The organism is Flavobacterium frigoris (genome assembly GCF_900111075.1).
Taxonomy (GTDB): domain Bacteria; phylum Bacteroidota; class Bacteroidia; order Flavobacteriales; family Flavobacteriaceae; genus Flavobacterium; species Flavobacterium frigoris.
This window is the reverse complement of sequence record NZ_FOFZ01000001.1, coordinates 664955-679417: the sequence shown is the minus strand read 5'-3', so window position 1 is coordinate 679417 and position 14463 is coordinate 664955. Positions and strand designations below refer to the sequence as shown.

Sequence of the window (14463 nt, the reverse complement as noted above, 5' to 3'; positions counted from 1 at the left end):
TCAAATGATATTTATCATTCGCTTATTTTTATCTCTATTTATTTTTTAACGCTGCGGTAACCTCATTCATTTTTTGAACCTTCTCTTCAAAATTCCCTTTTAGGGTTTTGCGGTATTCATTCAGGTTCAAAACCATTTGGTTGATATCTTCTGGTATTATTTCTTCAAAAAACTCGCGCAATCTTTTGGCTGTTGTAGGTGATTTCCCATTTGTTGAAATCGCAATTTTGACATTTCCTTTGGTTACGATTCCTCCCAAATAATAATCGCATAATTCTGGCGTATCAGCGATATTGCAAATTAAATATCTTTCCCTACATAAATCATAAATTCTTTTATTCACTTCAAGATCATCCGTACAAGCAATAACCATATGCCTTTTCTTGAGCATCTTTTTCTTGAATTTCTTCATGGTCAGTTTTACCGAATCATGCTTATTGACTAACTCAATTAATTCAGGTAAAAATTTTGGAGCAACAACCTCAACATTAGCATCTGGACTGGATTTCAGCATGAATGTCAATTTTTCTAATCCTACATTTCCTCCTCCTACAATAAGTACATTGACTTGATGTATTTTTAAAAATATCGGATACAATTCATTCCTTTCCATATACCAATACTGTATTGTGGTTTGATTTTAATTCTTTATAAAAACCTGCTCTTTTCTTACTATCCCCAACCACTTCTCCAATTACAATTATGGCAGGCGAGCTTAATTTATTCTCCGCTACAACTTTCTGGATTGTATCGATGGTTCCAATTCCCACTTTCTCTTCTGGCGTAGTTCCGTTTTGAATAATCGCAACGGGCATTGCTCCTTTGGATTCGTTTTGGAATAACGCCACAATCTGATCCAGCTTGCTCATCCCCATCAAAATGACGACTGTTGCCGTCGATTGGGCCGCTAAAGCTACATCTGTAGATAATTTTCGTGCTGAAGTAGTTCCAGTAATCACCCAAAAGCTCTCTGAAACGCCTCTTTTTGTCAAAGAAATTCCTTGAGAAGCTGGAACCGCAATAGACGATGAGATACCAGGAACTACAAATGTAGGAATTCCAAAGCTTTCTACGAATTCTATTTCTTCACTTCCTCTTCCAAAGATAAAAGGATCACCACCTTTTAATCGTACTACATTACCATAAGTAAGTGCGTTATCTACAATTAACTGGTTGATTTCATCTTGAGAATACGCATGACATCCTTTTCTTTTCCCAACAAATATCTTCAATGCTTTTTTAGGAGCAAAAGACAACAGTTCTTCATTAGCCAAAGCATCATACAAAACGACATTCGCTTCAGCTAATGCTTTTGCCCCTTTGATGGTCAATAAATCTGGATCTCCTGGACCTGCTCCTACTAGTGTTACCTGAGGTTCTATTTTATTTTTCATCTTTTAGGTCTTTAAGTCTGAATGCTTCGATGGTGTCAAAGAAAGCAATTGCTTCTTGAATGTACTTTACAGCAAATTCTTCAGATGGTTCATTCTTATTGATTTGAAATACTAAGTCCTTTAATGTGGATTGCAATGGAATTTTATTCGTTTCTACAAAAACAGTATCAAATAAATCTATTATTCCCGCTTGATGGTTTGTTTTTTGGTTTTCTGAAAGTAACAAGGCTTTAGCACCATTTACAAAACCTGCATAGGCAAGATAAATAGCATCTGCCCAGTTTTTATCTTCGAAAGCTTCTTGTGCAAAAGTCAATTTATCTTTGGCCTCCAATAATAAAGTGGCCACTAAATCAATTACAACACCCGCGCATTCTCCTATTCCAACCGCTTTTACATAGTTATCAGCATTTCCCCAGTCGATAAAATCTTCGTCAGTAAGATTAGTTACATCTGCCAAAGGTTTTAAGAACTCGTAGAAGTACTTTTCGCCTTGAGCGTCATAATAATCTAAGAAGGATTTTCCGTTAGCATTCGCTTCAAAATCGTTTAAGATATAACGCAATGCATCAGGTCCTCTACGGCTTGGAATTTTAATAACTTTATCTGAAAAACGTCCTTTCCCATCTCCAAGGATTCCTCCTCCAAGTAATACTTGTAATGCTGGCGCCACTAATTTACCTGCATTAATAGACATTCCTTGAAAACCTATTGATGACATATTGTGTTGCCCACAAGCATTCATACAACCACTAATTTTTATCGTGATTTCTCGATTCTCTTTATATTGTGGGAATTCTAATTTTAAAACTCTTTCTAATTCTTCTGCAATTCCAGTACTACTTGCAATTCCAAGATTACAGGTGTCTGTTCCTGGGCATGCGGTTATATCGTTAATTGTATCGTAACCTAGTGTCACGAAGTCTAATTTGGCTAATTCTTGGTAAAAGAAAGCTAGATTTTCTTCTTTTATATTTCGAAGTACAATGTTTTGTTTTAGTGAAAAACGCAATTCATTAGCACCGTAATTTTTGATTAAATCAGCTAATGCTCTGGCTTTATCTGTATAAAAATCTCCTAAAAGTACTTTGATACCAATGGCGTAATACCCTGCTTGTTTTTGAGCAATTACATTCGATTTTTTCCAAGCTTCAAAAGCGGCTGTATCTTCAATAGTTACTTTTGGCACTTCTAATAAAGTCACTGGAATAGTAACATCAAAATCAGTTGTGTCAATTTCGTAAGACTGGTATGACAGTGCTTTTTTCTCTTCGTCAACTAAACGTAAAAATTCATCGCGACCAATATCTTTGATTAGAAATTTCATACGTGCTTTTAAACGTTTGGCTCTTTCGCCAAAGCGATCAAATATTCTCAAAACCCCTTCAGTTGTTGGGATAATTTGGTTTACAGGAATAAATTCTGATAATAATTCGGCATGATGTGGCTGCGAACCTAATCCTCCTCCTAGCATTACTTTGAATCCGCGCTCACCATTAACAATCTTTGGAATAAATCCTAAATCATGCAAATAACTCAAGGCAGTATCTTTATCTGAAGATGAAAATGACATTTTGAATTTACGTCCCATTTCTTGACAAATAGGATTTCTCAAGAAAAACTGAAACATGGCGTGTGCATAGGGCGAAACATCAAAAGGTTCATCTACATCAACTCCTGCTAATTCACTTGCTGTAATATTTCTAACAGTGTTACCACAAGCCTCGCGAAGTGTAATGTCATCGATTGCTAATTGTGCCCAAAGTTCTGGAGTTCTATCTAAACTCACATAGTGAATCTGGATATCCTGACGCGTTGTGATATGCAAACGCCCCGTAGAATATTCATCAGAAACTTTACTAATACGTATTAATTGCTCGCTGCTTACTTTACCAAATGGCAATTTAATACGAATCATTTGTACGCCTTCTTGACGCTGACCGTAAACACCACGTGCTAAACGCAGCGAACGAAAACGTTCCTCATCAATTTTACCATCTTTGAATAAAGCAATTTTTCTTTCTAAATCGATTATTTCTTTTTGAACAATCGGATTCTCTATTTCGGTTCTAAAACTTTCCATACCTATTTTTACTATTATCCTCCCCCCAGCCCCCTCCGAAGGAGGGGGAGCCGTTGAGGAGCTTTATTATGTTATATTCTGGTTCTGAATTTTCAATTCATCTTTACTATTCAATTTCAAAAAGACAAAAGCCATTGAGGAGCTTGATTCTTGTTATAACCTAGTCTAAAATACTTAACCACCAAGTTTATCTACAAACATTTTCGACAATCTCTCCCTCCCCTTCGGGGAGGGCCGGGGTGGGGATTACCTAATAAACCCTACTCCTGCTGTTGTATTGGTTGCTGCATCGATTAAGATAAAAGCACCATTTGATTTATTATCGTTGTATGCATCAAAATAAATTGCTTTGCTTAACTTGATATTTACTTCTCCTATTTCGTTAATTGCTAATTGAGACGCTTCGGTTGTTCCTGAGAAATCAGTTGCAATCACGTTTTTCACGCTGTCAATTTTAGCCAAAACTCTATTGGTGTTATGTTGCACAAAATATTTTGCACCAGGGACGAGTTTTTTACTGTCCATCCAACAAACTGTAGTATTAATGTCTTTTTCAACTTTAGGCAATTCAGATGATTTTACTATCATGTCTCCTCTAGTTACATTAATGTCATTTTCTAATTCGATCGTAATTGAAGATCCCACAGAAGCTTCATCAAATTGTTTATCAAAAAAGTGAATTTTAGACACTTTCGATTCTGTTAAAGAAGGTAATACAGTCACTGCATCTCCCACTTTAATATTGTTTCCGTGTAGTTTACCAGCATATCCTCTAAAATCGTGATACTCTTCTGTTTTCGGTCGGATTACTGTTTGAACAGGGAAACGTGCTTTCCCTTTTTCATAAACATCTGCTGGCTCTAAAGCCTCTAGGTGTTCTAAGATTGTTTGCCCTTCGTACCACGGCATTCCACCCAATGATTCTACTACATTATCGCCAGTCAAAGCACTTAATGGAATGTAACTTACATTTTGTTCTTTAAAAGTACTTTTGGCGTTTAATGCTTCAAAGTCGGCTTTAATTTTATTATAGATTTCTTCTGAATAATCAACTAAATCCATTTTATTAACCGCAACAATTACTTCTTTTACTCTCAATAAATTATTGATAAAAAAGTGACGGTACGTTTGCTCAATTACGCCTTTACGAGCATCAATCAAAATGATAGATACTTGCGAAGTTGAAGCTCCTGTAACCATGTTACGCGTGTACTCAACGTGCCCTGGAGTATCTGCAATAATGTAACTTTTCTTAGCTGTAGAAAAATAAATATGCGCCACATCAATGGTGATTCCTTGTTCTCTCTCTGCCACTAAACCATCTGTAGCTAAAGAAAAATCTAGATAATCGTATCCTTTTTGCTTGCTGCTTTTTTCTATTGCTTCTAGTTTGTCTGTAGTCAAAGATTGTGTATCGTACAATAACCTTCCGATTAATGTACTTTTTCCGTCATCTACACTTCCTGCCGTTGCTATTTTTAAAACTTCCATTTTATTTTTTGTTTAAAGTTTAAAAGTTTAAGGTTTCAAGTTTCATTGATTGCCTTTATAAAAACCTTTAAATCTGAATGTTTTTATTTTTATTTTTTAAACAGATTTTAATCTGAATTATATTTTAATTTTATGAATGAGGCTGAATCTAATTATATCTCTATTAAAATAATCAACTCCGTTTACTCTTTCTTGAAAACTATTTAAATAACCTAATTCTAATGCAACGTTTGGACTAACCCCTATTTGCACTGCGGCATAAATTCGATTTTGATCAAATGTATTTTTGATAATTTTGTTTCCACCATTAATCATTATTTCATCATAAAATATCGCTTTTAAAAATCGTTTATCTTTTTTCCAAAAAGTCCAATCACCATAAATTCGGTATCTAAACCTTAGGTAAAATGTAGTTCCATCTTCTAACTGCAACTTACTTGCATTGCGGATAAACCGCTCTTCTAATTGGTACCTATGCGTTAGATTTACTTTTCCTAAAGCCTGCCTTATGCTTACATCCTGCTGCGCTCGATATTCTGGTACATGAAACTCATTTTTAACTTCAGGATTTTGTGTTGCCACAGAGAAATAAGCAAACCCAGCTCCTAACTCTACCTTATCTGTTATTTTATTCCTGATTTGAAGCCGACTAATAAATGTGTTTTGCGTTACTGGATTTATAAAAATCCTATTATCAATTTCAGTGTGAACGGCCCATTTAGCATTTAATTCAAGCTGATTGTAATATCGCACCCAAAGTAAACTTTGTTTGTCTACCACTTTCTCTGTTTGCGCCTTTACCCCAATACTCATCAAAAACAAACTCAACAGTATTTTAATTAACTTCATTCTAAAAGTATCCTTGTTGCTTTCTTTTCTCCATTGCAGCTTCAGAACGTTTATCATCAATTCTGGCACCTCTCTCTGATATAGTTGACAATCTAATTTCGCCTACCACTTCAGATATTGTAGCTGCATAAGAATCAACTGCAGCTGTACAACTCATATCTCCAACGGTTCTAAAACGAACAATTCTTTCTTCAATTTCTTCGTTTTCTTCTTGGTACACATAAGGAGAGTGTGACCAAATCATTCCGTCTCTCAAGAATACCTTACGTTTGTGAGAAAAGTAAATGGATGGAATTTCGATTTGTTCTTGTTCGATATAACTCCAAACATCTAATTCAGTCCAGTTTGAAATAGGAAAAACGCGCACATTTTGACCATTTTCAATTTTCCCGTTTAATAAATCGAATAACTCCGGACGTTGGTTTTTTTCATCCCATTGACCAAAATCATCACGCACCGAAAAAATACGTTCTTTTGCTCTTGCTTTTTCTTCGTCTCTACGTGCACCACCAATACAAGCATCAAATTTAAATTCTTCGATAGCATCTAAAAGTGTTGTGGTTTGCAGGCTATTTCTACTAGAATATTTTCCGGTTTCTTCTACTACTTTCCCCTCGTCAATTGCATCTTGTACATTTCGAACAATTAACTCTAATCCTAATTCTTTAACCAATCGGTCTCTGAATTCAATTGTTTCAGGAAAATTGTGTCCGGTATCCACATGTAATAACGGAAAAGGAATTTTAGCTGGAAAGAATGCTTTTTGTGCTAAGCGAACCAAAGTAATTGAATCTTTTCCTCCAGAAAAAAGCAATACTGGTTTGTCAAATTGAGAAATTACTTCTCTAAAAATGTATATCGCTTCGCTTTCTAATGCGTTTGTTTTTAATATTGTACTCATAGCTTATTTTTTACCCTCCCCCCAACCCCCTCCGAATGAGGGCGATAGCAAACGGAATTATATTCGTTTTTAAATTTTATTTTGAACCTCTATGTTCGTACTTCGAACCTTATTTCTGGTGCAAACCGCATTCTTTGTGACTCGATTCCCACCACCATCTTCCGGCTCTAATGTCTTCCCCTTCTGCAATTGCTCTTGTACACGGCGCACAACCAATGCTTACAAATCCTTTTTTGTGTAAAGCATTTTGTGGTACATTGTTTTTTTCTAAATAATCCTCTACTTCTTTCAATGACCATTTTAATAATGGGTTGAATTTGATTATTTCGAACTTGGCGTCGTATTCTAAAAGATGCAAGTCATTTCTGTTTTCTGATTGCTCGGCTCTTAATCCTGTAATCCAAACTGAATTTCCTTTTAAAGCTTTTGTTAATGGCGCTACTTTTCGAATAAAACAACACTCTTTTCTGTTTTCAACCGATTCATAAAAGCTATTCGGTCCTTTTGCATTCAATAGGTTTTGAACATCAGCAGCTTCAGGAAAATATACTTCAATATGTTTTTTATACTTTTTTAATGTCTTATGAAAAACATCATAAGTTTCTTGAAACAAACGTCCAGTATCTAAAGTAAAAATATTGATTGAAGCGTTACTATTAGCAATTAAAGCCGTAATCACCTGATCTTCTTGTCCAAAAGAAGTTGAAAAAACCACTTTGTCTTTATATTCATTTGCTAAAAAAATAAAAGCCTCTTCTATTGAAAAGTCTTTTGTTTTTTCTATTAATGTTTGTACGATCGTTGTGCTCATTTTATTTTATTTATTACAAAATCTATTACCCTATCGGTTTAGTAGATTTAAAGGCAAAAGTAATACTTATTTCTAAAGTACAAAACAAAATTTGGATTTTTTATTCTAAATAAAATAATACCTTATAGACTCAAAAAAAGCACATTAGACCTTTATAAGCCAATAATTATTGAATCAATAACTATTGGCACTTCCTTTTCTATTATTGCTAAATAATACTGTTCTATCTCCATTAATATTCAATTTTTAAAATATATTTCAATTAGTCTACTTTCCCTATAGGATAGTTGTTAAATAGTTATTAATTTTGACGAAAAATTAATTGTATGGATTTTCAAATAGGATTAGTCATCGCGGGTTTAACTGTTGGTTTTATTGTAGGATTAACAGGTGTTGGAGGCGGTTCACTAATGACTCCCATTTTATTATGGTTCGGAATTCCACCTACAACAGCTGTTGGAACTGATCTATTGTATGCGGCATTTACTAAAATGGGTGGTGTATATGTACATCATAAAAAAAAGAATATTAATTGGAAAATCACAGGTTGGCTTTCGTTAGGAAGTGTCCCAGCGGCCTTAGTAACATTATGGATTTTACATAGCATAAAAACAGATGTTTCGGCATTAAACGCAGTAATTAAATGTAGCTTAGGTTGGGCATTACTAATGACTTCCATAGCCGTTTTATTCAAAAAGAAGCTTTTAAACTTCTCTCAAAAGCATTCAGGAGATAAATTTCATAGTGAGAGTAAAACGCAAAACGTATTGACTGTTGCTATTGGAGTTTTATTAGGTGCTACTGTAACCTTAACATCAATTGGAGCTGGAGCACTTGGAACTGTTACCTTATTTTTCTTATACCCAATTTTAGCAACACCAAAACTAGTAGGCACCGAGATTGCACATGCTGTTCCTTTAACTTTAGTTGCCGGTTTAGGACATGCTACCATGGGGAATTTAGATTTAGGACTTTTAGGGCAATTATTAATAGGATCGCTTCCAGGAATTTTCATCGGCAGCATGTTAAGTGGTAAAGTACCCGATATATTACTTCGAAATGCCATTGCAGGAATGTTATTCTTTGTAGGTTACAAACTTGTTTTTATGGCTTAAAAAATAATTAATTGACAATAAAAGACCCTTTCATTATTTATTTAATGAAAGGGTCTTTTATTGTTATACTTAAGAATTAAAATGCTATATCTGCAAGAGAATTATTCTCTAATATTTTTAATGTATTATCACGGACTTCCGTCATTAACTTGCGTACTGCGCAAGAAACCTCATCTTTACAATCATCACATTTTTCATAAAAGTTATGACTTGCACAAGGCAATAATGCAATTGGGCCTTCAAGAATACGATAGACCTTGGCCATATTAATTTCCTTAGGGTCTTTGATTAAGTAATATCCGCCACCTTTTCCTTTTTTGGCACCCAAAAAACCCGAATGTCGTAAAAGCAATAATATGCTTTCCAAAAACTTAACCGAAATATTTTCACTTTTTGCAATATCAGCAATAGCAACAGGTGTTTGATCTTCTTGGCGAGCCAAAAAAGTCAACGCTTTAATTCCGTATTTTGTTTTCTTTGAAAGCATTTGTAAGGATTTGTGATTGTTGAATGATGATAAAAATATTATTACCAAATCTACAATCAAAATTCGTTAATCACAAATCTAAGCCAAAGCTTGTTCCAAATCAGCGATAACATCTTTCACGGTTTCTAAACCTACAGAAACACGCACTAAACCATCAGTAATACTCACCGCTAATCTTTCATCAACTGATAATTTACTGTGCGTTGTTGAAGCTGGATGCGTTACAATAGTTCGGGTATCTCCTAAGTTTGGCGAAAGCGAACATAATTTTATTTTATCTAAAAAGTTACGCCCTGCTTCAAGTCCCCCTTTTATTTCAAAAGCGACAATATTACCTCCCGCTTTCATTTGTTTTTGGGCAATTTCATATTGTGGATGCGATTTTAAGAACGGATATTTTACGCGATTCACATTTGGATGCTGTTCTAAAAACTCAGCCACTTTCAGAGCATTTTCGCAATGTCTATCCAATCGAATGGCTAATGTCTCTAAACTCTTGGATAAAACCCACGCATTAAATGGAGATAAAGAAGGTCCCGTAAGTCGGGAAAACAAATATATTTTATGAATCAATTCAGGATCACCAACCGTTACTCCTCCCAAAACTCTTCCTTGGCCATCCATTAACTTTGTAGCCGAATGCACTACCAAATGCGCTCCCCATTTTATAGGTTGCTGTAAATAAGGAGTTGCAAAACAGTTGTCGATTACTAAAATCAAATTGTGCTTTTTGGCAATATTCCCGAGCAATTCTAAATCTATAATATCAACTGCAGGATTCGTTGGCGATTCAGCAAAAAGAATCTTTGTATCAGGCGTGATGAAACTTTCAATAGTTTCTGGCTCGTTGATATCAAAATACGATGTTTGAATGTTCCACTTTGGAAAATAATTAACAAACAAGGAATGTGTCGCTCCAAAAACACTACTGGAAGAGACAATATGATCACCAGATTTCAATAATGCAGCCAGAGTGGAATACACCGCAGCCATTCCTGAAGCAAAGGCAAAACCAGCAGTTGCTCCTTCCATCTTACAAACTTTCTCTACAAACTCATTAGTATTCGGGTTGCTGTAGCGGCTATAAATATTTCTGTCTTTCTCTTCGGCAAATGAGGCACGCATATCTTCGGCGTCTTCAAATACAAAACTAGAGGTTAAATATAATGGTACGGAGTGCTCTAAATATTGGGTACGTTCTAATTGGGTGCGGATGGCTTCGGTTTCAAAACCAAATTCTTCTTCGTTCATGCTGTTGTTTGTTAAAAGTGTTCCACAAAGATTCACGAAGGAAACTCAGAGGCTCACAAAATAATAGTGAATTTTATTTAGTTCTAAAAGGAGGTAAATTAGACTTTTGCTAATTCCACTCCATTTAAAACTACTTTGTAATGTATCGTCGCTGTTGGCTCTAACGTTTTAGAAACCGAGCAATATTTGTCAAAAGATAATTGCGCTGCTTTTGCCGCTTTGTCTTCTTTTATATCGCCTTCTAAAGAAAACACCAAGTAGATGTCTTTAAACGGTTTTGCCTCTCCTACTTGCACCCGCTCGCCTTCTACCTCAGCTTTGAATGAAGTAATTTCTTGACGTTGTTTCTTTAAAATCGAAATCATATCAATGGCGCTACATCCTGCAACTCCCATTAAAACTAATTCCATTGGACTTGGCCCTTGATCATCGCCACCAAATTCTGGACGGCTGTCTACGTTTACTATATGTCCTCTTTCATTTTTTAATTCGAAATGGAAGTTGTCATTTACTCTGTTTAATGTAATTTTCATATTGTATTTTTTGAACGTTGCTCACGCTTTTTTTTTGAACGCGGATGACGCGGATTTAAAAACGATTGCAACGGATTTTTTATTTATTTTTCTGAATACTCAGCAACTGAACACTTTTCTATCCCTTATCAGACAACCTCAAAATATCTCCAAAAACCCCTCTTGCAGTAACTGCAGAACCGGCTCCTGCGCCTTGAATTACAATTGGTCGATCTCCATACGATTCGGTATATATTTCGAAGAACGAATCAGAACCTTTCAATCCTCCCAAAGCAGTATCCGAAGGTACGGAAACTAATTTTACTTCCAAAATTCCTTTGTCATGCTGTAAATCTCCAGATAATTCCCCAATGTATCTCAAGACGTGATTTGGTTTTTGTTCGCTTTTTATTTTATTGTAAATAGGGTCAAATTCCTTTAATTTAGTCAAGAAATCAGCGGCACTTCCTTCACGTAAATGTTCTGGAATTAAATTCTGAATATCTATTTCTTCAAATTCATTCTGCAAGTCTAATTCTCTTGCAAGAATCAATAATTTTCTACCTACGTCATTCCCGCATAAATCCTCTCTTGGATCTGGCTCTGTGAATCCGCTATCAATTGCTTCTTTCAAGATTTCACTAAACGGAACATCCTTAGAAGAGAAATTATTAAACAAATAACTCAAGGTTCCTGAGAACACCCCTTTTATTTTGGTAATATTTTCACCTGAAAGATGCAATAATTTAATAGTATCAATCAATGGTAATCCTGCTCCTACATTAGTTTCGTACAGATAATTCTTCTGATTTTTTTCTAAAACACCTCTTAGTTCTTTATAAAAACCATAACTCAATGTATTAGCCACTTTATTGGATGAAATTAAATCAAAACTACTATCAACCAGCGGAATATAATTTTCTACAAAACTTGCACTTGCCGTATTATCAATGGCAATCAAATTCTCTAAATGATGTTCATTTGCATAAGCGATAATATCATTTAAAGTATATGCAACTCCATCAGTATGTAACTCTTTTTTCCAGTTAGCGTTAATTCCTTTTTTATTAAGCAATACTTTTTTAGAATTGGCAATAGCAAAAACGTTGAGTTTAATATCTTTTCGTTTTTCGATAGCTCCAGCTGACTCTAATATTTGATTAATCAAAGTACCTCCCACTAATCCATGTCCGAAAATGGCAATGTTTATTTTCTTGGCTACGCCAAAAATCTCTCCATGAATAACATTCAACGCTTTGTTTAGTTCTGATTTTTTAACCACTAAACTCACGTTTTTACCCGTTACTGTATTATTGAAAAGAATAGGGACAATTTTGTTTTTTATCAATGCCGTATAAGGCTTGTGAAACGTGCTCAAATCCTGACCTATTATTGAAATCACAGATACATTGTCTACCACTGTAATCTTATTGACATCCTTAGAATAAAAATCGTTTTCAAATTCTTTCTCTAATTCAATCATTGCTTTTGTTGCTTTATCAGCAGCAACCACTAGTCCAATTCCTCGTTCAGAAGAACCTTGCGAAATGATACTCACACTAATATCATTATCTCCCATTACTCTAAAAATACGAGCATCAACTCCTGTTTTTCCAAGTAAACCTCTTCCTTCTAAATTCACCAAAGAAACATTTTCTAAAACAGATAATGTTTTAATTCCGCTCGCATTAGAATTTGACGTGATTAAAGTTCCATTATTTTTATGATTGAACGTATTCAGAATTCGAAGAGGGATATTTTTTTCTAACAGCGGAATGATGGTTTTGGCGTGCAAAATATTCGCTCCAAAATTAGCAATTTCATTTGCTTCGTTATAAGACAAAGATTCAATCTTTTTTGCATCTAAAACTAATTCAGGATTGGCAGTGTAAATTCCGTCAACATGAGTGAAGTTTTGCAATTCTTCGGCATTGATATAACTGGCAACTAATGATGCCGTATAATTACTTCCGTTTCTACCTAAAGTAGTGGTTTCGTGTTTTGCATTCGAACCAATAAAACCAGTAATCACCAAAACAACATCTTTGTTTTCTTTAAAAATTTGGATGAAATTCTTTTTCGAAACAGCGTCTAATGGTTGTGCATCACCAAAATTAGAATCGGTTATAATTAATTCTCTGGTGTCTGCAAGTTTTGCAGGAATACCTCTTTCATTCAATAAAAACACCAATAATTTAGCCGAAAGTACTTCGCCATGTGCTAAAACTTGATCTTGAATCTTCACGCTATAATCGCCAATCAAGCTAACGCCTTCAAAAAGCTTATCTAATTTATCAAATTCAGTTGAAAAATCAACTTTATCAAAACCATCTTTTTGGTAGGTTTTAAAACTTTCTAAAAGCGGTTTGTAATTCCCGTTTTTGGCTGCAATAGTAAGAATATCGTCCAGCTCATCTGTTGCTTTTCCTCTTGCCGAAACTACTACTGCAATTTTCTCTTCTTGTTTTATTTTACCCTCAATAATATCCAAAACTCTATCGATACCATCGCCGTTTGCCAAAGATTTACCGCCAAATTTTACTATTTTCATCTGCTTTTTATTTTTGAAAACAACTTCTAATAAATTGTCTAATTGTTCATATTCTATCAAAAAGGCATCGTGCCCGTGTTGTGAGTCAATCTCACTGTAGAATACATTATTTTTAAATTTTTTAATCTCGTTGTAGGTTTCTCGATTCTCCTTCGCTGTAAAAAATAAATCCGAATTGATTCCTACAATATATATGTTCGCGTCCACTTTAGATATAATTGATTCTAATGACTCGTGATTGCGAGTAATATCAATCGTTTTTAAAAGTTGGTTCATCATTTTATATGCCGACAGTTGAAACCTTTTTTCTAGTTTTTCGCCGTGGTAATTCAACCAACTTTCCACTTGAAAGGTTTCTAGTTGCACATTAATGTCTCTATTGAATTTCTCTTTAAAAGATTCTGGCGTGCGGTAACATAACATTGCGTGAATACGCGCATCTTCAATAGGTTTTTTAGAATTATTAAGGATTTTCTCTTGCAAATAGCAATTAGCAATCAACCAGTCCGTCGCTTTCCAATCTGTGGCGATGGGAATAAAGTTTTGCGCTAGTTTAGGCTCTAAGGCCAAAATTTCCCAAGCAATTCCACCACCAACAGAACCTCCGATGAGAGCGAATAAATTATCAATCTTTAAAACGCGAAGCCCTTCGATGAAAATTCTAGCAATATCTCTTGCGATAAAATCTCTGTAATTTTCGATAGTAGCCGAATTGAAACCGTTACCAGGCACATCAAAAGAGACAATAGTATATTTTCTAGTATCTATGGTTTTATCTACTCCCACGATATCATTCCACCATCCAGATTCCCCAATTACTTGTGAATTTCCCGTCAAGGCGTGATTTATTAAAATAATGGGAGCAGTATGCAAAGGAGCTCCAAAAACCTGAAAACTTAAGTTTAGGGTAGCATAAAAAGCACCATTGTGTGTGGTGAAATTTTGGATGGTAATATGGGATATTTTATTTTCCAATTTCAAATCTTTTATTGATTTTGATTTGTATTTGGAAATATTA

12 protein-coding genes are annotated in these 14463 nt (G+C 34.8%); 1 reads left to right on the top strand and 11 read right to left on the bottom strand.

Features of this window, described 5'->3' with window-relative positions; all coding sequences use genetic code 11:
- Positions 1–34 precede the first annotated feature (34 nt).
- The 7 genes from BMW63_RS02875 to BMW63_RS02845 all read right to left on the bottom strand — a co-directional run bounded on the left by BMW63_RS02875 (position 35) and on the right by BMW63_RS02845 (position 7529).
- On the bottom strand, positions 35–613 hold the full coding sequence (locus tag BMW63_RS02875; RefSeq protein ID WP_074721014.1) for a precorrin-2 dehydrogenase/sirohydrochlorin ferrochelatase family protein: 579 nt from the start codon (positions 611–613) through the stop codon (positions 35–37).
- A complete protein-coding gene (gene cobA, locus BMW63_RS02870) occupies positions 600–1394 on the bottom strand; it encodes a uroporphyrinogen-III C-methyltransferase (protein WP_074721012.1) in 795 nt (264 codons plus the stop codon). Before cobA ends, BMW63_RS02875 begins: the two co-directional genes overlap by 14 nt.
- On the bottom strand, positions 1384–3477 hold the full coding sequence (locus tag BMW63_RS02865; RefSeq protein ID WP_074721010.1) for a HEPN domain-containing protein: 2094 nt from the start codon (positions 3475–3477) through the stop codon (positions 1384–1386). Before BMW63_RS02865 ends, cobA begins: the two co-directional genes overlap by 11 nt.
- 246 nt (positions 3478–3723) lie before the next feature.
- A complete protein-coding gene (locus tag BMW63_RS02860) occupies positions 3724–4968 on the bottom strand; it encodes a sulfate adenylyltransferase subunit 1 (RefSeq protein WP_074721008.1) in 1245 nt (414 codons plus the stop codon).
- A 117-nt stretch (positions 4969–5085) separates the two neighbouring features.
- Positions 5086–5817: a DUF2490 domain-containing protein gene (locus BMW63_RS02855; RefSeq protein WP_074721006.1), complete on the bottom strand. Its 732-nt coding sequence runs from the start codon at positions 5815–5817 to the stop codon at positions 5086–5088.
- Between the two features lies 1 nt (position 5818).
- Positions 5819–6718, bottom strand: coding sequence for a sulfate adenylyltransferase subunit CysD (gene cysD / locus BMW63_RS02850; protein WP_074721004.1), 900 nt, complete (start codon positions 6716–6718; stop codon positions 5819–5821).
- A gap of 109 nt (positions 6719–6827) precedes the next feature.
- Positions 6828–7529: a phosphoadenylyl-sulfate reductase gene (locus BMW63_RS02845; RefSeq protein WP_074721002.1), complete on the bottom strand. Its 702-nt coding sequence runs from the start codon at positions 7527–7529 to the stop codon at positions 6828–6830.
- Positions 7530–7855: 326 nt separating this feature from the next.
- On the opposite strand from BMW63_RS02845, the gene BMW63_RS02840 reads away from it, so the two are divergent.
- Entirely contained in the window at positions 7856–8644 is a 789-nt protein-coding gene (locus tag BMW63_RS02840; protein WP_074721000.1) for a sulfite exporter TauE/SafE family protein, read from the top strand.
- A 76-nt stretch (positions 8645–8720) separates the two neighbouring features.
- Here BMW63_RS02840 and BMW63_RS02835 read toward each other — a convergent pair whose 3' ends face one another.
- The 4 genes from BMW63_RS02835 to thrA all read right to left on the bottom strand — a co-directional run bounded on the left by BMW63_RS02835 (position 8721) and on the right by thrA (position 14420).
- On the bottom strand, positions 8721–9131 hold the full coding sequence (locus BMW63_RS02835; protein WP_074720998.1) for an RrF2 family transcriptional regulator: 411 nt from the start codon (positions 9129–9131) through the stop codon (positions 8721–8723).
- Between the two features lie 78 nt (positions 9132–9209).
- On the bottom strand, positions 9210–10382 hold the full coding sequence (locus BMW63_RS02830; RefSeq protein ID WP_074720996.1) for a trans-sulfuration enzyme family protein: 1173 nt from the start codon (positions 10380–10382) through the stop codon (positions 9210–9212).
- Positions 10383–10480: 98 nt separating this feature from the next.
- Complete coding sequence (locus BMW63_RS02825; RefSeq protein ID WP_074720994.1) at positions 10481–10915, bottom strand: OsmC family protein; 435 nt, start codon at positions 10913–10915, stop codon at positions 10481–10483.
- Positions 10916–11033: 118 nt separating this feature from the next.
- Positions 11034–14420 carry a bifunctional aspartate kinase/homoserine dehydrogenase I gene (thrA, locus tag BMW63_RS02820; RefSeq protein WP_074720992.1) on the bottom strand — a complete coding sequence of 1129 codons (3387 nt, stop codon included), beginning with the start codon at positions 14418–14420 and terminating at the stop codon, positions 11034–11036.
- Positions 14421–14463 lie beyond the last annotated feature (43 nt).